14 protein-coding genes are annotated in these 18,389 nt (G+C 62.7%); 9 read left to right on the top strand and 5 right to left on the bottom strand.

The window, feature by feature from the left end; all coding sequences use genetic code 11:
• The first annotated feature begins 371 nt into the window (after window positions 1-371).
• From ACJ8PI_RS08195 to ACJ8PI_RS08180, 4 genes are all read left to right on the top strand, one after another.
• The gene (locus ACJ8PI_RS08195) at window positions 372-845 is read left to right on the top strand and encodes a (2Fe-2S)-binding protein (RefSeq protein ID WP_033634592.1); all 474 of its coding nucleotides are present in this window, start codon (window positions 372-374) and stop codon (window positions 843-845) included.
• Window positions 842-3,100: a xanthine dehydrogenase family protein molybdopterin-binding subunit gene (locus ACJ8PI_RS08190; RefSeq protein ID WP_164039241.1), complete on the top strand. Its 2,259-nt coding sequence runs from the start codon at window positions 842-844 to the stop codon at window positions 3,098-3,100. The genes ACJ8PI_RS08195 and ACJ8PI_RS08190 overlap by 4 nt, the downstream gene beginning before the upstream one ends.
• A 27-nt stretch (window positions 3,101-3,127) precedes the next feature.
• Window positions 3,128-4,426, top strand: a complete 1,299-nt coding sequence (locus ACJ8PI_RS08185; protein WP_164097675.1) for a c-type cytochrome — start codon at window positions 3,128-3,130, stop codon at window positions 4,424-4,426.
• A 69-nt stretch (window positions 4,427-4,495) separates the two neighbouring features.
• Window positions 4,496-5,101 carry a nitroreductase family protein gene (locus ACJ8PI_RS08180; protein WP_033632999.1) on the top strand — a complete coding sequence of 202 codons (606 nt, stop codon included), beginning with the start codon at window positions 4,496-4,498 and terminating at the stop codon, window positions 5,099-5,101.
• 209 nt (window positions 5,102-5,310) lie between these two features.
• Here ACJ8PI_RS08180 and ACJ8PI_RS08175 read toward each other — a convergent pair whose 3' ends face one another.
• Complete coding sequence (locus tag ACJ8PI_RS08175) at window positions 5,311-6,204, bottom strand: DMT family transporter (RefSeq protein ID WP_039566050.1); 894 nt, start codon at window positions 6,202-6,204, stop codon at window positions 5,311-5,313.
• Window positions 6,205-6,333: 129 nt separating this feature from the next.
• On the opposite strand from ACJ8PI_RS08175, the gene ACJ8PI_RS08170 reads away from it, so the two are divergent.
• Window positions 6,334-6,903 (top strand): helix-turn-helix domain-containing protein, encoded by a 570-nt coding sequence (locus tag ACJ8PI_RS08170; protein WP_033634588.1) that lies wholly within the window; start codon window positions 6,334-6,336, stop codon window positions 6,901-6,903.
• A gap of 123 nt (window positions 6,904-7,026) precedes the next feature.
• Window positions 7,027-8,952 (top strand): DUF3857 domain-containing protein, encoded by a 1,926-nt coding sequence (locus ACJ8PI_RS08165; protein ID WP_103829543.1) that lies wholly within the window; start codon window positions 7,027-7,029, stop codon window positions 8,950-8,952.
• Between the two features lie 38 nt (window positions 8,953-8,990).
• Here the strand turns inward: ACJ8PI_RS08165 and ACJ8PI_RS08160 are convergent, their stop codons facing one another.
• From ACJ8PI_RS08160 to ACJ8PI_RS08150, 3 genes are all read right to left on the bottom strand, one after another.
• Window positions 8,991-9,347 carry a DUF1937 family protein gene (locus tag ACJ8PI_RS08160; RefSeq protein WP_039566053.1) on the bottom strand — a complete coding sequence of 119 codons (357 nt, stop codon included), beginning with the start codon at window positions 9,345-9,347 and terminating at the stop codon, window positions 8,991-8,993.
• Between the two features lie 100 nt (window positions 9,348-9,447).
• Window positions 9,448-10,680, bottom strand: a complete 1,233-nt coding sequence (eutH, locus tag ACJ8PI_RS08155; RefSeq protein WP_039566054.1) for an ethanolamine utilization protein EutH — start codon at window positions 10,678-10,680, stop codon at window positions 9,448-9,450.
• Window positions 10,673-12,133, bottom strand: coding sequence for an FGGY-family carbohydrate kinase (locus ACJ8PI_RS08150; protein WP_164134209.1), 1,461 nt, complete (start codon window positions 12,131-12,133; stop codon window positions 10,673-10,675). The genes eutH and ACJ8PI_RS08150 overlap by 8 nt, the downstream gene beginning before the upstream one ends.
• Window positions 12,134-12,390: 257 nt before the next feature.
• Here ACJ8PI_RS08150 and ACJ8PI_RS08145 point away from each other — a divergent pair, with 257 nt between their 5' ends.
• The 3 genes from ACJ8PI_RS08145 to ACJ8PI_RS08135 all read left to right on the top strand — a co-directional run bounded on the left by ACJ8PI_RS08145 (window position 12,391) and on the right by ACJ8PI_RS08135 (window position 15,890).
• The gene (locus ACJ8PI_RS08145; protein WP_039566058.1) at window positions 12,391-13,794 is read left to right on the top strand and encodes an NAD(P)/FAD-dependent oxidoreductase; all 1,404 of its coding nucleotides are present in this window, start codon (window positions 12,391-12,393) and stop codon (window positions 13,792-13,794) included.
• On the top strand, window positions 13,784-15,007 hold the full coding sequence (locus tag ACJ8PI_RS08140; protein ID WP_060451585.1) for an FAD-dependent oxidoreductase: 1,224 nt from the start codon (window positions 13,784-13,786) through the stop codon (window positions 15,005-15,007). Before ACJ8PI_RS08145 ends, ACJ8PI_RS08140 begins: the two co-directional genes overlap by 11 nt.
• 112 nt (window positions 15,008-15,119) lie before the next feature.
• Entirely contained in the window at window positions 15,120-15,890 is a 771-nt protein-coding gene (locus ACJ8PI_RS08135) for a DeoR/GlpR family DNA-binding transcription regulator (RefSeq protein WP_039566063.1), read from the top strand.
• A gap of 63 nt (window positions 15,891-15,953) precedes the next feature.
• Here ACJ8PI_RS08135 and ACJ8PI_RS08130 read toward each other — a convergent pair whose 3' ends face one another.
• A complete protein-coding gene (locus ACJ8PI_RS08130) occupies window positions 15,954-18,248 on the bottom strand; it encodes an FdhF/YdeP family oxidoreductase (protein ID WP_164134210.1) in 2,295 nt (764 codons plus the stop codon).
• Window positions 18,249-18,389 lie beyond the last annotated feature (141 nt).

Raw genomic sequence — 18,389 nt, 5'->3', positions numbered from 1 at the left:
GGTTCACGACGAACAAATAAAGCAAAACGTTCCGGAAGACATGTCATGAAAACGCGTTTCATCACACCGGGTTAGCATAAGTCAGCGGATCCCGGCGGCAAAATGCCGGTTTCTGCTTTCTAAAGTGAAAGATCGGCAAAGTTATGGCGCCGAGGCCGCGTTGACGAACGCCAATAATCGCGGCGCGCAATCATAAAACCGAGCTTATCTATAGGAAATTTATAGAAAATACCCACTTTTCGTTAAAGCCATGGCGACTACATTCCCTTAACATTATCAAGTCTTTTGATGATAATTATTAGCACGCTGCGCAATTATTCGTCGCAGTGATGTTACGGATTAAATCCGTTTGTTTAAGGGATAGTTTCACCATGGAAATCAATGTTAATGGCCGGGTGGTTCCACTCGGCGATATCTCGCCCGAGACCCCGCTGCTGTACGTTTTACGCAACGATCTGCAATTGAACGGCCCCAAATACGGCTGCGGCCTGGGGGAGTGTGGCGCCTGCACGGTGCTGATCGACGGCGTCGCCGCACGCTCCTGCTCAATGCCGCTGTCCGCCGTAGGAAACAAATCCGTCACCACGCTGGAAGGCCTGGGCACCGCGGAAGCGCCGCATCCGGTACAGCAAGGGTTTATTGATGAGCAGGCGGCGCAGTGCGGTTACTGCGCCAACGGCATGATCATGACGCTGGTCGCGCTGTTCGAACGCGAGCCGCAGGCCGACGAACAAACCATCAAGAAAGAATTGGCTTACAACCTGTGCCGCTGCGGCACGCATATCGAGATCTTGCACGCCGCCGAGCGCGCCCGCGATCTGCTGGCCGCGCGGAGGCAAGCATGAGCCGCCTCGAACTGACCCGCCGCCAGCTGCTGCAGGCCGGCGGTGTGGTGATGGTCAGCAGCCTGCTGCCTGCGCCATTGAGCGCCTTCGCCGCCGAGTCGGTTGCATCGCCCGCCGATCTGCCGCTGGATCGGGTGGACAGCTTTATCAGCCTCACCGCCGACGGCCGGGTGACGGCGTTCAACGGCCACGTCGATCTGGGCACCGGCATTCGCACCGCGCTGGCGCAGATCGTCGCCGATGAAATTTGCGTGCCGTTTGATCACGTCACGATGATCCTTGGCGATACGCAACGCACGCCGGATCAGGGGCCGACCATCGCCAGCGCCACCCTTCAGGTGACCTCAGTGCCGCTGCGGCAGGCGGCGGCGCAGGTGCGGCACCTGCTGATGGCGCTGGCGGCCAAAGCCTTCGAACTGCCGGCCGAACAGCTGACGGCGGCGGCGGGGCAGGTATTTGTGACCAGGAGCCCAGGGCGATCGCTGAGCTATGCGCAGCTGGCGAGTGGGCAAAATCTGCACGTGATGCTGGATAAAAACGTGCAGCTGAACAGCGAACGGCAGAACCACTACGTGGGCCGCGCCGTGCCCCGGGTCGATATTCCGGCCAAGGTCAGCGGTGGGCTGACCTACGTCCACGACCTGCGCTTGCCCGGCATGCTGCATGGCCGCGTGGTGCGCCCGCCATACGTAGGCGCCGACAGCAGCGCGCCGTTGGGCGGCGGCCTGCTGTCGGTGGATGAAAGCTCGATCGCGCACCTGCCGGGCATCGTGAAACTGGTGGTGATCAACGATTTCATCGGCATCGTGGCCGAGCGCGAGGAGCAGGCGATCGCCGCCATGCGCCAACTGAAAACCGAATGGAAACCCTGGGCCGGGTTGCCGGATCTGTCGCCGGAAGCGCTGCCCGCCGCGCTGGAGGCCAATCCGAAAACCGACCGCGTGCTGCGCGACGACGCGGGCACGGACGCCGCGCTGGCGGCGCTGCATACCGCAGTGCAGGCCGACTATGTCTGGCCTTACCATCAGCACGCCTCGATCGGCCCTTCCTGCGCGGTGGCGGAAGTCAAAGACGGGCGGGCGCAGGTGTGGTCCGGCACGCAAAACCCGCACGATCTGCGCAAAGACATCGCCAGGCTGCTCGAGCTGCCGCCTGGGCAGGTGCACATCACCCGCATGGAGGCCTCCGGCTGCTATGGCCGCAACTGCGCCGACGACGTCTCGGCGGATGCGGCGCTGCTGGCGCGGGCCACCGGCCGGCCGGTGCGCGTGCAGCTGATGCGCGAACAGGAATCCGGCTGGGAGCCGAAGGGCACCGGCCAGCTGATTCGGGTGCGCGGTGGCCTCGACGCGCAAAACCGGGTGGCGGCCTACGAATTGAAAACCAGCTATCCCTCCAACAATGCCGTGACCTTGCCGCTGGTGCTGACCGGCAAAGTGGCCAACCGGGCCGACGTGCAGCAGATGGGCGATCGCACCGCCATTCCGCAATACGAGTATCCGCACATGCGGGTGATCTGCCAGGACGCCGCGCCGATCGTGCGGGCTTCGTGGATGCGCGGCGTTTCGGCGCTGCCCAACGTGTTCGCCCATGAGTCCTGGATCGACGAGCTGGCCTGGCGCGCCGGCGAGGATCCGATCGCGTTTCGTTTGCGCTATCTGAACGATCCGCGCGCGGTGGCCTTGATTGAAGCCCTGAAACGGCAGGCGAACTGGCAAGACGGCCCGGCGCACCGCTCGCGCGCCGCCGGCGCCGAAGTGGTTAGCGGCCGCGGCTTCGCCTATGCGCGCTATTTTCACAGCAAATTCCCCGGCTTCGGCGCCGCCTGGGCGGCCTGGGTGTGCGATCTCAGCGTCAACCGCCGCTCCGGGCAGATCACGCTCGATAAAATCTTCGTGGCGCATGACTGCGGCCGCATGATCAACCCGGCCGGGGTGCGCCATCAGGTGCACGGCAACGTCATCCAGTCCGCCAGCCGGGTGCTGAAAGAGTTCGTGACCTTCAACAAGACGGGGGTGACGTCATTGGACTGGGGCGGCTATCCGATCCTGCGTTTCGACGAGCTGCCGCAGATCGATATCCAGCTGATCGATCGCCCGGAGGAAGCGCCGATGGGCGCCGGAGAATCCGCCTCGGTGCCGAGCGCGGCGGCGATCGGCAACGCGCTGTTTGACGCGCTCGGCGTGCGGCTGCGCGAGGTGCCGTTTACGCCGGCGCGGGTGCTTGCCGCGCTGCGCGCCCAGGCCGGCCATTAATCCCCGTCACGAACAAGGACAGCAAAGATGAGTAAGATGAAAAAGATCGCCGGGTGGGGCGGGGTTACGGTGCTCGCCGTGGTGGTGGCCGGCGTTGTCGCCAGCTGGCAACCGGAAATCGCGCCGCTCGCCGCCGATGCGACGAACAGTTTTAGCGAGGCGCAGATCGCGCGCGGCAAAACGCTGGCCGATCTCGGCGATTGCGCGGTGTGCCACACCCGCTCAGGCGGCGAGCGCAACGCCGGCGGGCTGGCGATGGCGATCCCCTTCGGCACCATTTACAGCACCAACATCACGCCGGACGTGGAAACCGGCATCGGCAGCTGGAGTTACGCGGCGTTTGAACGCGCCATGCGCCACGGCGTCGATCGCCAGGGCCGCTACCTTTATCCGGCGTTTCCCTATACCGCCTTTACCCGCACGAGTGACGACGATCTGCAGGCGCTGTACGCCTACCTGATGTCGCAACCGCCGGTCAACTATCGGCCGCCGGCCACCGATCTGCACTTTCCGTTCAATATCCGCCAGGGCATCTTCGCCTGGAACCTGTTGTTCCTGACGCCGGGCGCGATGCAGGAAAACCCGGCCCAAAGCGCCGCCTGGAACCGCGGCGCTTATCTGGCCGAAGGGCTGGGGCACTGCAGCGCCTGCCACTCGCCGCGCAACGTGTTGTTCGGCGAGAAAACCGGTAGCGACCACCTGGCCGGCGGCGTGGCGGAAGGCTGGACGGCGCCGGCGTTGACCGGCCGCTCGCCCGCGCCGCTCGATTGGACGCAGCAGGATCTGGTCGATTTCATGCGTACCGGCTACTCGGCCAACCACGGCGTGGCCGCCGGCCCAATGGCGCCGGTGATCGAAGAAGGGTTGTCCCGCTTGCCGCAGGCGGATCTGCAGGCGATAGCCGTCTATCTGCGCAGCTATCATCCTGAAACGGTGGGGGGCGCGACGGCGGCCACGTTGAACGCTAAGGCGGAACGGCAGGTCGAGCCCCTGAGCTCGCAAGGCGCGCGGCTGTTTTCCGGCGCCTGCATGGCTTGTCATGCGCAGGAAAAGGGCGCGCAGATGGCGGGGGTGCGGCCTTCTCTGGCGCTGAACACCAACCTGTTCGCCGAGGCGCCGGACAACGCCATTCGCGTGGTGCTGGATGGCATACAGCGGCCGGCGAACGCCGAACTGGGCTATATGCCGAGCTTCCGCCATAACCTGGATGACGCGCAGATCGCCATCCTGCTCAACTATCTGCGGCAGCACTACGCCGGTCAGGCACCGTGGCCCGATCTGACCGCGCAGGTCAGCCGTTTGCGCGCCGAAACCGCGCAGAAATAGCCGTCGGGGGCTGGACAGCCGCGTCGCGTTGGCGACAATAGGATCTTTCACATGGACAGGGGCAGTAAAATGAATACGTTAGACGCAATCCGCCAGCGCCGCGCCACCAAACAGTTTGATGCGCAGCACGTGATGACGCTCGAAGAGAAAAAAGCGTTGCTGACTATCGCGCTGCAGGGCGCACCCAGCGCTTTTAACCTGCAGCACTGGCGCCCGCTGCTGATCGAAGATCGCGCCCAGCGCGAGAAAATTCGCGAAGCGGCGTGGGGGCAGGCACAGGTCACCGACGCGTCGATGCTGGTCGTGCTGTGCGGCGATCTGTCGAGCTGGGAGTCACAGGTAAAAAACGTCTGGGCCGAGGCGGCGGAGCCGGTTCAGCAGTTCATGATCCCGGCCGTCGATCAGTATTATCGCGGTAAGCCGCAGGTGCAGCGCGACGAAGTGATGCGCAGCAGCGGTATCTTCGCCCAGACGCTGATGCTGGCGGCCAAGGCGCAGGGCTACGACTCTTGCCCGATGGACGGGTTTGATTTCGACGCCGTGGGCGAGATCATCAACAAACCGGCGCACTATCAGATCGCGCTGATGGTCGCCATCGGCAAGGCGGCGGGGCAGCCTTATCCGCGCATCGGCAAACTGCCGTTCGACGAGGTGGTGAAAACCGATCGTTTCTGAGCTGAGCGGTGAATGACAAAAGGGAAGGCTTGCGCCTTCCCTTATTTTTTTGCGACGCACAGTTCGTTCCAGTAGCTGAAACGGATGCGCCGTTGCAGGCGGTGATACCACATGGCCAACTCCTTCTACCCTACACGGTGTAAATAAATAACACCGCGCCGGGCGCAAGACGAATGCCTTATTGTGCATAGCTTGCCCGCCGGACGGGATTAACCGGTTTTATCAGCCCGCCGGGCGACCGGCGAGAGCCGCCAGCCGAAGTTCATGCCCGCCGCGGCGCCCAGGATCGCCAGCGTGCCCAGCAGCTGTAACAGACTGAGGCGGTGGCCGAACGCCGCCCAGTCCACCACGATCGCCACCGCCGGGTAGATGAACGACAGGGCGCCGACCAGAGAGGTGGGGATCTTCTGAATGGCGCCGTACAGCAGCGTGGACATCAAGCCAGTATGCACCAGGCCGAGGGTCGCCAGCAGCAGCCAGTCGATCGGGGCCGCAGGCGGCGTGGCCAGGCCGGCGAACGGCGCCATCACCAGCGCGCCGACGGTCAGCTGAATCAACACGATCAGCTGCGGCGGCAGCGCGGCCAGCTGTTTGACGATCGCCGCCGCAATGGCGTACATCAGGGCCGCGCCCAGCGCCAGCGCCACGCCGAGCAGATAGTCATCGCCGCCGCCGTTTTGCCGGCCGGTGACGATCAACACCATTCCCGCGAACGCCAGCAGAAGCCAGCCCAGCCGATTAGCCGTCAGTTTTTCGCCGAACAGCAGCGCCCCCAGCGCCACCAACATGAACGGCTGAACGTGGTAGGTAACGGTGGCGACTGCGATCGAGGCATGTGCATAGGCGGCAAACAGCAGCGTCCAGTTGAGCACCAGGGCGATTCCCCCCAGAATGGCGAAGCTCAGCTGGCGCCGGTTGATCGCGCCTGATTTCAGCTGACCGAGTGCGGCGCAGGTCGCCAGCATGGCCAGCGCGCCGAACGCGCAGCGCCAAAACACCACCGTCGCGGGCGGCTGCCCTAAAACGAGCACCGGCCACCCCACGGTGCCGGAGATGGTCATGGCGAGGATCATTTGCACTGCGCCGCGCGTTTTCGTTTTCATGTGGTTTCCCTCGTTGCCTGCCCGCACTTGCGGCAAAGCGGTGCAATCATTAAAATGAACAATCGAACATTATGATGAACATGAATACGAGTGTTCGTCAAGTCGAACAAATGGATGGTATAACGAACAATGAGCGATAGCCTAATGCAGAACATCACGCCAATCGGCCTCTTGTCGGCGGCGATCCGCCGTGAGCGGGAGCGAGTGAACCTGTCCGTCACCGAACTGGCGAAGCGCGCGGGCATCGCCAAGTCCACGCTGTCGCAGCTGGAAGCCGGCAGTGGCAATCCCAGCCTGGAAACACTATGGGCGCTGGCGATGGCGCTGGATGTGCCGGTCAGCCGGCTGATTTCACAGCCGAGCAGGCAGGTGCAGGTGATCCGCGCCCATGAGGGAACGCCGGCACTGTCGGAGCAGGGCAACTACGCCGCCACGCTGCTGGCCACCTGCCCGCCGGGGGCGCAGCGCGACATTTACCGGCTGCGGGTGCAGCCCGGAGAAGCCAAGCTTTCCCGGCCGCATCCTCCCGGCACCGTCGAGCATGTGATTATCAGCAGCGGGCGCGCGCGCCTGGGGCCGGCAGACCAGCCGCAGGAGCTGAGCGCCGGCGATTACATCAGCTATTCCGCCGATCGCGAGCACGTTTTCGAAGCGCTGGAGCCGGAGACCACCGCCGTGATGCTGATCGAGCAGGGCTAACCCGGGCGTTGACGGTTCGTTTATTGAAAATGATTCTCAATTATATTAGTGTGCCCGCCTGTTTTGACGCCGGGACGGGCGCGTAGCCCGGCGTCGCTGTTTATTGCCCTTCAAGGACCGAAGATGAAAATCGCTATTCCTTCCCTGCTGTTATTCGCCGGTTTGACGGCGACGCACCCGGCCACCGTGTTGGCCGTCGCACCGCCCGCCGCGGCGGATCAGGGCCAGAACGACACGGCCAACAACGATTTCAGCTTCGTACGCTATCGCGCGGATTACCGCGTCAACGCCAACGCCACCAACGTGAAGACGGAAAGCTACGAAGTACTGCTGAAGACCAAGGCGGCGGTCGAGAAATTCAGCCAGATCCGCCTGAGCTACAGCGAAAAAATGGAAACGCTGGAGGTGGTCGCCGCCTACACGCTGACCGCCGACGGCCAGCGCCACGACGTGGCGCCCGATCGCATCTATACCCAGGAGAGTTACTCCAGCGCCACGGCGCCGCTGTATGCCGACCGTAAAGTGCGCGTCATCGTGTTCTCCAACCTGGCGCCGGGATCGCGCGTGGTGTATGAGCTGCGCCGCACGCAAAACACGCCGTATTTCCCCGACTATTTCGGCCTGTGGGAGACGTTCAGCGTTTTCGATCAGTTCGACGATGCCGAAGTGACCCTGCAGGCGCCGGCCAAGCTGCCGATGCATATTTTCACGCGCGGCGTGGCGGGCGGAGACCAGCCGCAGATCCGCGACGGGCAGGCGCACTGGCGCTGGCATTATTCACGCAGCGCGCCGATGAAATCGCAAAACTGGGCGGCGGACAGCTGGACCTTCAGCCCGACCATCATGGCCAGCACCTACCGCGAGTGGCCGCAGTTGGCCAAGGCCTACCAGCTGAAGGCCGGCGCGGCGGCGAAGGTGACGCCGGGCATCCAGGCGTTGGCGGACAACATCACCGCCGGCATCAGCGATCGGCGCGAGCAGGCGGAGGCCCTCTATCGCTGGGTGGCGCAAAACATTCGTTACGTGGCGGTGTATCTGGGCAACGGCGGGCTGGAGCCGAATTCGGCGCAGAGCATTCTCGACAACCACTACGGCGACTGCAAGGATCACGTGGTGATCCTGGAGGCGCTGCTCGCCGCCAAAGGCATTGCAAGCTCGCCGGTGCTGATCGGCATGGACGAAGGCCCGATACTGCCTAAGGTGCCGCTGCTCAGCCGCTTTAATCACGCCATCACCTACGTGCCGGAATTCAAACTGTACCTGGATTCCACCAATCCGTGGGCGCGCTTCGGGCAACTGCCGGAAGGCGATCTGGGGGCGCCGGTGCTGCTGACGCGCGACGCCAAACTGGCGCGCACGCCGGGCAGCGACGAGCAGCCGGTCAAGAGCGCGCTGAGCGTCGATTTCGTGTTCGACAAAGCGGGCAATCTGCACGGGCAAACCGAGCGTCGGCTGAGCGAAGTGGAAGAGATTGACCTGCGGGGCTACTTCTCGCAGATCAACCGGCAGAACCGGGCGCAGGCCGAAGCGTCGATCATGTCCGCCTCCGGCATCGACGGCAGCGGCGAGGTGGCGATGAACAGCGATCCGCTGGATCTCAAAAAACAGTTCGGTTACCGCTTCCGCTTCAAGGCGGACGACTACGTCGATTTCGGCGTGGTGGGTGGCATGACGCTGCCCAATCCGCCCGGCGGCAAATCGTTCCGCACGCTGTACACCACCACGGCGGCGCCGGGCAACGAAACGCCGTTCTACTGCAGCGCGCAGCGCTACGACGAAACCTACCGTCTGCAGCTGCCGGCCAACGTGCCGATCATCGCCATTCCGCAAGACAGGCAGTTCCGCAATGCGGCGGGCGACTATCGCGTGGCGTGGCGGCGCGACGGGCAGCAGGTGATCGTCAATCATCAGCTGCAGGTGAACGCCATTCGCGGCAAGGAGGCGCTGTGCCAGGCGCAGGATTACCCGGCGTTCCGCGAGCTGTTCCAGCAGGTGCGGCGCGGTTTCCGCGGCCAGGTGGTGTACGGCGAATTGGCCACCGGCAAGTAAGCCGATGCCCCGCCGCGCTGGGCGGCGGGGCGCACGCCTCAGTTGAACTCGCCCGCGACCTCGGACCACAGGCTGACGCGGCAGCCGCGTGCGGCGAAATAGTCCATTTCGCGCTTGATGCCGCCGCTCTCTTGCCAACCCGGCAAATCGAGCACGATCAACTCATCCATCGCCGCCATGAACAGGGCGTCGATCGGCGCCCACAGCCTGCCGATGGCGGTTTTGTCGAGCTCTTGCAAACACAGGTTGATCGGATGCGACATGCTGACCTGGCTAAAAACGGCGCTGCCGGCGCGCACGATAGCGGCGGCGACCTCGTTGCAGGCGATAAAGCGTTGCTGCACGACGTTGGCGTCGGCGTGGCTGTAGGGGCAGGCCAAAAATATCTTTCTCATTACCGTTTTCTCTCTCAATAACTAGAACGTGGGGGAAAAAAAGGGCGCAGCTTTCCCGTGAGGCGGCGCCCCGTTTATTTTTTATGGCTCAGGGATAAATTCAGCGAGCGGCGGCGGCGATGGCCGTCGCTTGCCTTTGCGTCTGTTCTTTTTCCAGCAATTCGGCTTCCGGCACCGAGATCTTGATGGCGATCAGCACGGCAATCATGCCGCCGAGGAATTTACCCATCATGATCGGCAGCACCAGCGAAGGTTGGAAGTTGGCGGTAAACGCCAGGTGATCGCCCAACGTGGCCTGCGCGCAGATGCCGAAGGCGACGCACAGCACCTTATCGCGCGCCCGCATGCCTTTGAACAGGTGATAAACCGCGATGATATTGGCCAACACCATAATAAAGCCCAGCGCGCCGGTATCTGATAAGCCGAGTTTTTTGCCGATGAAATGCATCGGCTTGCGGCAATAGCGCTGGAACAAATAACAAATGGGGAATGTGCCCGCCAACATAATGCCGATGTAACCGGCAATCTCGATGGCGCGGAATAATTCGTCTTTGTCGGCGAATAACGGATCGAATACCCAGCCGCCGAACACCTTTTTAAACACGCCGGTGAAATGCTCGATGATGCACAGCGCCAGCACCAGTTTGATAAAGGCGTCCGCCGCCTTGCCGAAGATCAGGAACCCCTTCACCATGGCCGCCGGCCGCAGCTTCAGGCCCAGCGCCAGCAGGAAACACAGGACGAACAGCGGCGACAGCAGCCGCAGCGCCTGCAGGAAGTCCAGCTGCAGATAGTGCGCGGCGGGCGAGGTGGTGGAAATGATCTCCCTGACCGGCAGGTTATTGAAGGTGATGGTCACCAGGGCGATCAACACGGCGAACGGAATGCTGATCAGGCCCGCCATCGCGCCCAGCGCCAGATATTTATGGTCGTCGCGGTTCAGCATGATAAGCCCGACCGGGATCAGGTACACGATGCTGGCGCCGGAGGTGTACCCCACCAGCATGGCGACGATCCACATGTCGCGGTTGGCGGCGATGGCGTCGGCCAGCTGATAGCCGCCCATGTCCACGGCGATCACCGCCAGCGCCGCGATTGAGGCGTCGGAGCCCAGCGCCGAGAAGAAGGGGCCGATGCTGTGCATGATCAGGTAAGAGATGATCGGGATCGCCGCCATGATACCTGCCTGGGCGAGAAACACCGGGCCGATGGCGTGAATGCCGTTGACGAACTCGCGCCCCAGTTCACCTTCCGGTTTGACGATCGACGCCAGCGCGCCGATCAGGGTGCCGGCCATGATGATATAGATGATGAAATTACCGAACTCAGCCATGGTGCTCCTCCTGCGATGAACGTAAGCCGCGCGAGCGCGCGATGATTTCCTGATAGCGGGCGAACCAGACCGCCATATCGACCTCGGCGGGCTCCGTCACTTCATAGCGGTTGAGCACCTTGAGCGGCTGTTCCATACCCAGCCCTTTACGCGCCAACTGCGCCACGCCCTGAGCGGTGATCTCTTTGTTGGCGGGCGTGACGATGCGCTTTTGGATCAGGTTGGCGAGGAACTGCGTGAAATAGCGGTTGGCGGACAGACCGCCGTCCACCGAAATGCTGTCGCCGATCGGTTTCAACTTATCCATGGCGTTGATCACCTCGGCGGAACGCATGGCGATGCCTTCGAGGATCGACTGCAGCAGATCCTTGCGTTCGGTTTCCAGCGACAGGCCGGCCCACACCCCGGCGGCGGAGCGGTCCCAATACGGGCAGGCCAGCCCGGAAAGTGCGGGCACAAAGGCCAGGCCGCGCGCGATGGCCGGCTGGGCCGGAAAATCGCCGAATTCATCGAAGTCGTTGAACAGGCCGATCTTTCTCGCCCAGTTAATGGCGGAGGCCGCGTTATAAACGCCGCCGTCCAAGCCATACACCGGCTCGCTGCCGGGCAGCTTCCAGCACAGCGTGGGCAACAGGCCGGACTCGCCGGCGTCGATCGGGCGCTGCCCGGTGATCGCCTGTAAAAAGGCGCCGGTACCGAAGGTGATCTTCATCTGCCCCGGTTGATGGCAGCCGTGGCCGTATGTGCCGGCAAACTGGTCGACGATGCAGGCCGTCAGCGGCACCGGCTTGCCGTTGAGCGCGACGTCGCCGAAGTGGCCGATGTTGTCTCTGACCTCGGGCAGGCTGTCGATCGGCACGCCGAACAAACGGCACAGCTCCTCGTCCCACTGCAGGGTATGGATGTTGAACAACGAGGTGCGCGAGGCCGAGTTATAGTCGGTGAGATGCCGGCCGCACAGGTGGAACAGGAAGAAGGCGTCCATGGTGCCGAGCCGCAGGCGGCCGCGTTGCGCCAGCTGCCTGGCCCCCGGGGCGTTGTTCATCAGCCAGCCCATCTTGCTGGCGGAGAAGTAGGTATCGAGCGGCAGGCCGGTTTTCGCCATCACCAGCGGTTCGACGCCTTCGCGTTTCAGGCGCTGGATCTCCGGCTCGGTGCGCTGATCTTGCCAAACGATGGCGTTGTACAGCGGCAGGCCGCTGTCGGCGTCCCAGGCCAGCAGGCTTTCGCCCTGATGCCCTAAACCGATGGCGTCCACCATGTCGCACTGGCTGAGACAGCGGCGGATATTCGCCAAAATCTCCAGGGCGTCGTGTTCCACCCAGCCCGGATTGGGGGTGATTTGCTTGTGCGGCATGCTGGCCGGCGAATGGTGCCTGCCGTCTTCGCCGAACACCACGACCCGGGTGCCGGTGGTTCCCTGATCAATCGCGGCATAACGTTGATTCATCATTGCTTCGCTCTCTTATAGGTTTTGTTTTTTATTGCGCCTGGTGTTGGTTGTGTGACCGTTTTAATAATCTATCTTCAATTTCACACATTAAAGCAACATAAATCACAAGATAAAATAACCCCGCGTGATCGACCTCATACTTTTTGCTTATAGCCGCATTCTGCGGCTTTTTTTTGGGAGTTGTGTTGTTTTTGTCATTCCAAATGCGGTTATTGTGTGGTTTTATTGTGGTTATCACATCAAAACGGGACATCAGCATGATGGAAGAACAAACGGGTTGGGACATTGTCGTGATTGGCGGCGGTGTGGTCGGGTGTGCGGTATTCCGCAAGTTCTGCCTGATGGGCGCCCGTACGCTGCTGTTGGAAAAGGGGGGCGATATCCTGTCCGGCGCCAGCAAAGCCAACAGCGCGCTGCTGCATACCGGCTTCGATGCGCCCAGCGGCAGCCTGGAGCTGCGTTGCATGCAGGCCGGCTACCGGGAATTTATCGCCATCCGCGAACGCATGAATCTGCCGCTGCTGCCCACCGGCGCGCTGGTCGTGGCCTGGGACGAGCAGCAGTTGGCGGCGCTGCCCGCGATCGTGCAGCAGGCGCATGACAACGGCGTGCCGGACGTGGCGCAGATCGACGCCGCCGAGCTGTATCGCCGTGAGCCGCAGCTGGCGCCCGGCGCATTGGCGGCGGTAGAGGTGCCGGGCGAGAGCGTGATCGATCCCTGGAGCACGCCGCTGGCTTACCTGACGCAGGGCGTCAAACACGGCGGCGACTATCGCTTCAATACGGAGGTGACCGGCGCCGAACGCTTGCCGACCGGCTGGCGGCTAACCAGCAACCGGGGCGAGTTTCACGGCAAAATCGTCATCAACTGCGCCGGCAATCAGGGCGACCGGGTAGAAAGTTTCTGCCATCAGCCCGAGTTTGAAATCCGCCCGCGCAAAGGGCAGTTCCTGGTGTTCGACAAGGCCGCCGCCGGGCAGGTCAACGCCATCATCTTGCCGGTACCGACGGCGATCACCAAAGGGGTACTGCTGTCGAAAACCATCTTTGGCAATCTGTTGCTGGGGCCGACCGCCGAAGAACAGCAGGATCGCGAGACGGCGACGGTGGACGAAACCAAAATGCGCGAGCTGATCGAACAGGGGACGCGGCTGCTGCCCACGCTGGCAAATTACAGCGTGACCGCCAGCTATGCCGGATTGCGCCCGGCGACAGAGCAGAAACACTATCGCATTCAGCACTATCCCGAGCGGCAGTGGATCTGCGTGGCGGGCATTCGCTCCACCGGCCTGACGGCGGCGCTCGGCATCGCGCAATATGTGGAGCAGCTTTACCGCGACCATTTTACGCCGTGCTTCACGCCGACGGCGCCACAGACCGTGCATTGGCCGCAGATGCCGATGCTTGCCGACTACGCGCTGCGCGATTACGCGCGCCCGGACAACGGCGGCATCGTTTGCCATTGCGAACTGGTGACCCAGCGGGAAATCGAGGCGGCGTTCGATTCCGCCGTGCCGCCGGAGTGCATCGGCGGGCTGCGGCGGCGCACGCGCGTGATGATGGGGCGCTGCAACGGTTTTTATTGCAGCAGCCGGGTGGCGGAAATGGTGGGCGATCGTTTTGGCCAGACGCTGGCCGTAGGGAGCATTGATGAAAACTGAGTATCAGGTGGCGATTGTCGGCGCCGGGCCGGCCGGGATCGCCGCGGCGACCGCGCTGCGGCAGGCGGGGATCGAGGATGTGGTGATCCTGGAGCGGGAGCAACAAGCGGGCGGCGTGCCAAGACACTGCCGGCACCCCACCTTCGGGCTGCAAACGTTTTACCGGCCGATGCTCGGCTCCACCTATGTCGATAAGATACTGGCGCGCGCCGGGCAGGTGGAGATCCGCACCGGCGTGACGGTGCTCGCCATCAAGCCGGACGGCGAGCTGACCATCACGGATCGCCACGGCGTCAGCACCTTGAAAGCGCAGCGGGTGATCCTGGCGACCGGCGTGCGCGAGACGCCGCGCCATCCGCGCCTGGTGAGCGGCCTGCGGCCGCAGGGCGTGCTGACCGCCGGCGCGCTGCAGCAGTTCGTCTATCTGCGCGGGCTGCAGCCGGGCAAGGCGCCGGTGGTGGTCGGCACCGAGCTGGTCAGTTTCTCCGCGCTGTGGACGCTGCGCAACGCCGGCGTGCGCGCCGTCGCCATGATTGAAAGCGGCGGCAGACCCGTCGCCTGGCGTCTGAGCGCGCTCTATGCGCGCATGATGGGGGTGCCGATTCATTATTATTCGCGGGTGACCGATATTGCCGGCCGCGATCGGGTCGAATCCATCGAGGTGGAGAACCGCCGCGGGGAGAAACGGCGCATCGCCTGCGACAGCCTGATCTTCACCGGCCGCTTCACCGGGGAGTATACGCTGATCCGCCAGAGCCACCTGGCGCAGCGGCCGGACAGCGGCTGCCCGCTGACCGATCAGTTCGGCCGCTGTTCCGACGCCGCCTATTTCGCCGTCGGCAACATGCTGCATCCGGCGGACATGGGCGACCAGTGTTATCAGGAAGGGCTGCGCGTTGGCGAAGCCGTTGCCCGTTCGCTGCGGCGCACGCTGCCGCCGGCGCGGCAAATGCTTCCGGTGCGGCACGACGAGCGGATCCGCCTGACCGCGCCTGCCAACGTGGCGCTGATCGGCAAACCCAGCACGGTCACGATCAATATGCGGGTGGAGCGGGCGGTGTCCGGTTCGGTGGTGGTGCGGCTGGGCGAGGAAGTGCTGTATCGCAAAACGCATCGCTGCCTGCCGGAACGGCGGATCCTGCTGCGCAATATCGCTTTGCCGGCCGACGGCGAGCGTGACGCGCTGCACATCAGCATCGAATCCGCCGGGTGAACGACGGCTACGGCTTGCGTCTAACGCCCTGAAACCCGTAGTATTCGGTCAGTTGACGCCGCGAGTCCGGCGGAGGCAGTCACTCTTACTTAAGGCAGCGAGTGTAATGTGAATGGATATCTCTAATTCCGTGGATAGGCGCAATGAAATACTGGCGCTGATCCAGGCCAACGGCCGGGTTTACGTGAATGAGCTGGCGGATAAATTCCAGGTTTCGCAGGAAACCATTCGGCGCGATCTGAACAAGCTGGAAGATTATCGCCTGATCAAGAAGATCCACGGCGGCGCGGTCAGCAGCCAGTTCAAATTCGAGCATGAATTCAATGAACGGGCCAAAATCGCCGAGGCCGAGAAGCGCGCCATCGCGGAGAAAGCGGTGACGCTGATCCAGCCGGGCGATACGGTGTTCGTGGATTTCGGCTCCACCACGCTGGAGTTCGCCCGGCAGCTGGCGACCGTCGATCAGCTGACGGTCATCACCAATTCGCCGCTGATCGCCAACGTCTGTCTGGAAAATGACTCCATCGACGTGGTGCTGATCGGCGGGCAGTTCATCGGCTCCAAAATGGAGTGCCTGGGGGCGATCGCGCTGAATAACATTGAGGCGTTTTTCGCCGATTACGCCATCATCGGCGCCGGCGCGGTCAATGTGCAGACCGGGGTGATGGATCAAAACGTCAATGAGGCGGCCATCGCGCGCAAAATGATTGCGCAGAGCCGCAAATGCATCGTGCTGGCGGACGAAAACAAGCTGCGCGGGCATGCGATGACCCTGGTGGCCAAATGGCCCGAGATCGATTATCTGGTGACCTCCGACAGCGGCAACGCGCTGGAGGGGCTGGTTTTCCCGGCCAACGTCAATGTGTTGGTCGCACAGGTATAAAGGGTTATGAGCAGCCTTTCTCCGGGCCGAGCAACCCGGAGAAGGCCTTCAAACCGCTTTCCTCTAGGCGATCTTGACCTCACGCACCTCTTTGGATCTCAGCGTCACGCGAACTGGCACCGATTTGTACGAAGGCGTGCCGCTCTCTTCATCGATGTAATGCAACGGCACCAGCACGTTGGCCTCCGGATAGTAGGCACCGACCGAGCCGGCCGAGATGTTGTAGGCGATCACCGTGATGCCCTCCAGGCGCTGAGTACAGCCGGGCAGCGCCGTTTCCAGGTCGACCACGTCGCCATGCTCCAGCCCCAAGCGTTGCAGATCGCTGTCATTCATGAACAAAACGTCGCGCCGGCCGAAAACCCCGCGGTAGCGATCATCCAGGGCATAGATGGTGGTGTTGTACTGATCGTGGCTGCGCAGCGTAATCAGCCGCAGCGTGTCTTTCTCTGCGATGGCCGCGTCTTCATGCAGCCCGCTGAACACGGAAAACATCGCTTTGCCCGTCGCCGTCGGCCACTGGCGTTCGGTCGGCGGCAACGGCATGCGGAAACCGCCGGGTTGACGAATGCGCGCGTTGTAATCGTCGAAGCCCGGAATGGTTTTTTCGATCAGATCGCGGATCACATCGTAATCTTCGATCAGCTCATCCCAGGGCACCTTGCTGGCGGGCATCACCGCTTTGGCCATGCCGGCCACGATGGCGGGTTCCGAACGCAGCAGTTCCGACGCCGGTTTGAGTTTACCGGACGAGGCATGCACCATCGACATCGAATCCTCCACCGTCACCGATTGCCGCCCGCCGGCCTGCATGTCCAGCTCGGTGCGCCCCAGGCAGGGCAGAATGAGGGTTTGTTTCGCCACCAACAGATGGCTGCGGTTGAGTTTGGTGCCGATATGCACGCTTAATTCCAGCGCTTTCATCGCCGGGAAGCTCTGCTCGGGATCCGGCAGCGCCACGGCGAAGTTGCCGCCCAGGCAGATCAACGCTTTCGAGGCGCCGTCGATCATCGCCTGCATGCACTTCACGGCATCATGCCCGTGGGCTTTGGGCGGCATGAAGCCAAACACCGCTTCCAGCTTCGCCAAAAAATCGGCCGAGGGCTTTTCGGTGATGCCGACGGTGCGGTTGCCCTGCACGTTGGAGTGGCCGCGCAGCGGGCAGATGCCGGCGCCCGGTTTGCCGATATTGCCGCGCAGCAGCAGCAGATCGGCGATCAGGCGCACGTTGGCGGTGCCTTTATTGTGCTGCGTAATGCCCATGCCGTAGGTCACGATGGTGGCGTTGGATTTTGCGTAGGCGGCGGCGACCTGTTCCAGATCCTGACGCGTCAGGCCGCTCTCCGCCTCGATGCCCTCCCAACGGGTGGCCGTCAGATCGGCGGCGAAAGCCGCAAATCCTTCCGTGTGCTGAGCAATAAAGGCGTGATCCACGGCATTGGCTTGTGTTTCATCCAGCTGCAGCAGCGCTTTGGCGATGCCTTTCAGCGCCGCGGCGTCGCCGCCGGCTTTGACCTGATAGTAGGTTGAAGCGATAGGAGTCGAACTGTAGGTCGCCATTTCAATGACGTTTTGCGGATCGGTGAAACGCTCGAGCGCCCGTTCGCGCAGCGGGTTGAACACGATGATCGGCACCTTTTTGCGCGCCAGCTCATGCAGCGTGCCCATCATGCGCGGGTGATTGGTGCCCGGATTGTGCCCGATGGAGATAATCAGCTCCGCGCTGTCAAAGTCGTCCAGCGAGACGGTGCCTTTGCCGATGCCAATGGACTGCGGCAGGCCAACGCTGGTCGGCTCATGACACATATTGGAACAATCGGGAAAGTTATTGCTGCCGAATTCCCGCGCAAACAGCTGGAACAGGTAGGCCGCCTCATTGGACGCCCGGCCGGAGGTATAAAACTCCACCTGCTCCGGTGGCAGCGTCTGCAACACAGCGGCGATGCGTTGAAACGCCTCGTCCCAGGCCAGCGGGCGCAGGGTGTCCGTTCCGGCGTCATAGATCAGGGGCGTGGTCAGGCGGCCATAATCCTCCAGCTCATAATCGGTTTTCTGCAGCAGCGACGTCACGGTGTTTTGCGCCAGGAATTCGGGCGTCACGCGTTTGCTGGTCGCTTCCCAGGTCACGGCTTTGGCGCCGTTTTCGCAAAACTGGAAGGTGGAGCGATGTTCTTTATCCGGCCATGCGCATCCCGGGCAATCAAACCCGTCGGGTTGATTGGTGCGCATCAGCGTCACCGGCGCTTCCAAGGTATCCATCTGCGTGCGCACGGCGATGGCCGTCGCTTTCAGCGCGCCCCAACCGCCGGCGGGCCCATCGTAAGGATGAATTCCAGGTACTGCTCGTCTTTTCGCCATGGTTGCTTGCCTCCGACATCGCTTACGATAATTACAGGTGATTGATTTATCATGAATATTATCTTTATCGTCCAAAACGGAACCCAGGCGCCGTCGCCGTTAAGCGCGGGCCTGTCGATTCAGTATAGATGAGTGAAAAAG

The organism is Serratia sp. CY82433 (assembly GCF_052166535.1).
GTDB classification, from domain to species: Bacteria; Pseudomonadota; Gammaproteobacteria; order Enterobacterales; family Enterobacteriaceae; genus Serratia; species Serratia sarumanii.
Note: the sequence above shows the minus strand (reverse complement) of the source record. Positions and strands in the feature narration are given on the sequence as shown.

Coding starts and splice junctions, on each gene's coding strand:
- ACJ8PI_RS08195 (WP_033634592.1), top strand. CDS start 372: ATGGAAATCAATGTTAATGGCCGGGTGGTTCCACTCGGCGATATCTCG.
- ACJ8PI_RS08190 (WP_164039241.1), top strand. CDS start 842: ATGAGCCGCCTCGAACTGACCCGCCGCCAGCTGCTGCAGGCCGGCGGT.
- ACJ8PI_RS08185 (WP_164097675.1), top strand. CDS start 3,128: ATGAGTAAGATGAAAAAGATCGCCGGGTGGGGCGGGGTTACGGTGCTC.
- ACJ8PI_RS08180 (WP_033632999.1), top strand. CDS start 4,496: ATGAATACGTTAGACGCAATCCGCCAGCGCCGCGCCACCAAACAGTTT.
- ACJ8PI_RS08175 (WP_039566050.1), bottom strand. CDS start 6,204: ATGAAAACGAAAACGCGCGGCGCAGTGCAAATGATCCTCGCCATGACC.
- ACJ8PI_RS08170 (WP_033634588.1), top strand. CDS start 6,334: ATGAGCGATAGCCTAATGCAGAACATCACGCCAATCGGCCTCTTGTCG.
- ACJ8PI_RS08165 (WP_103829543.1), top strand. CDS start 7,027: ATGAAAATCGCTATTCCTTCCCTGCTGTTATTCGCCGGTTTGACGGCG.
- ACJ8PI_RS08160 (WP_039566053.1), bottom strand. CDS start 9,347: ATGAGAAAGATATTTTTGGCCTGCCCCTACAGCCACGCCGACGCCAAC.
- eutH (WP_039566054.1), bottom strand. CDS start 10,680: ATGGCTGAGTTCGGTAATTTCATCATCTATATCATCATGGCCGGCACC.
- ACJ8PI_RS08150 (WP_164134209.1), bottom strand. CDS start 12,133: ATGATGAATCAACGTTATGCCGCGATTGATCAGGGAACCACCGGCACC.
- ACJ8PI_RS08145 (WP_039566058.1), top strand. CDS start 12,391: ATGATGGAAGAACAAACGGGTTGGGACATTGTCGTGATTGGCGGCGGT.
- ACJ8PI_RS08140 (WP_060451585.1), top strand. CDS start 13,784: ATGAAAACTGAGTATCAGGTGGCGATTGTCGGCGCCGGGCCGGCCGGG.
- ACJ8PI_RS08135 (WP_039566063.1), top strand. CDS start 15,120: ATGGATATCTCTAATTCCGTGGATAGGCGCAATGAAATACTGGCGCTG.
- ACJ8PI_RS08130 (WP_164134210.1), bottom strand. CDS start 18,248: ATGGCGAAAAGACGAGCAGTACCTGGAATTCATCCTTACGATGGGCCC.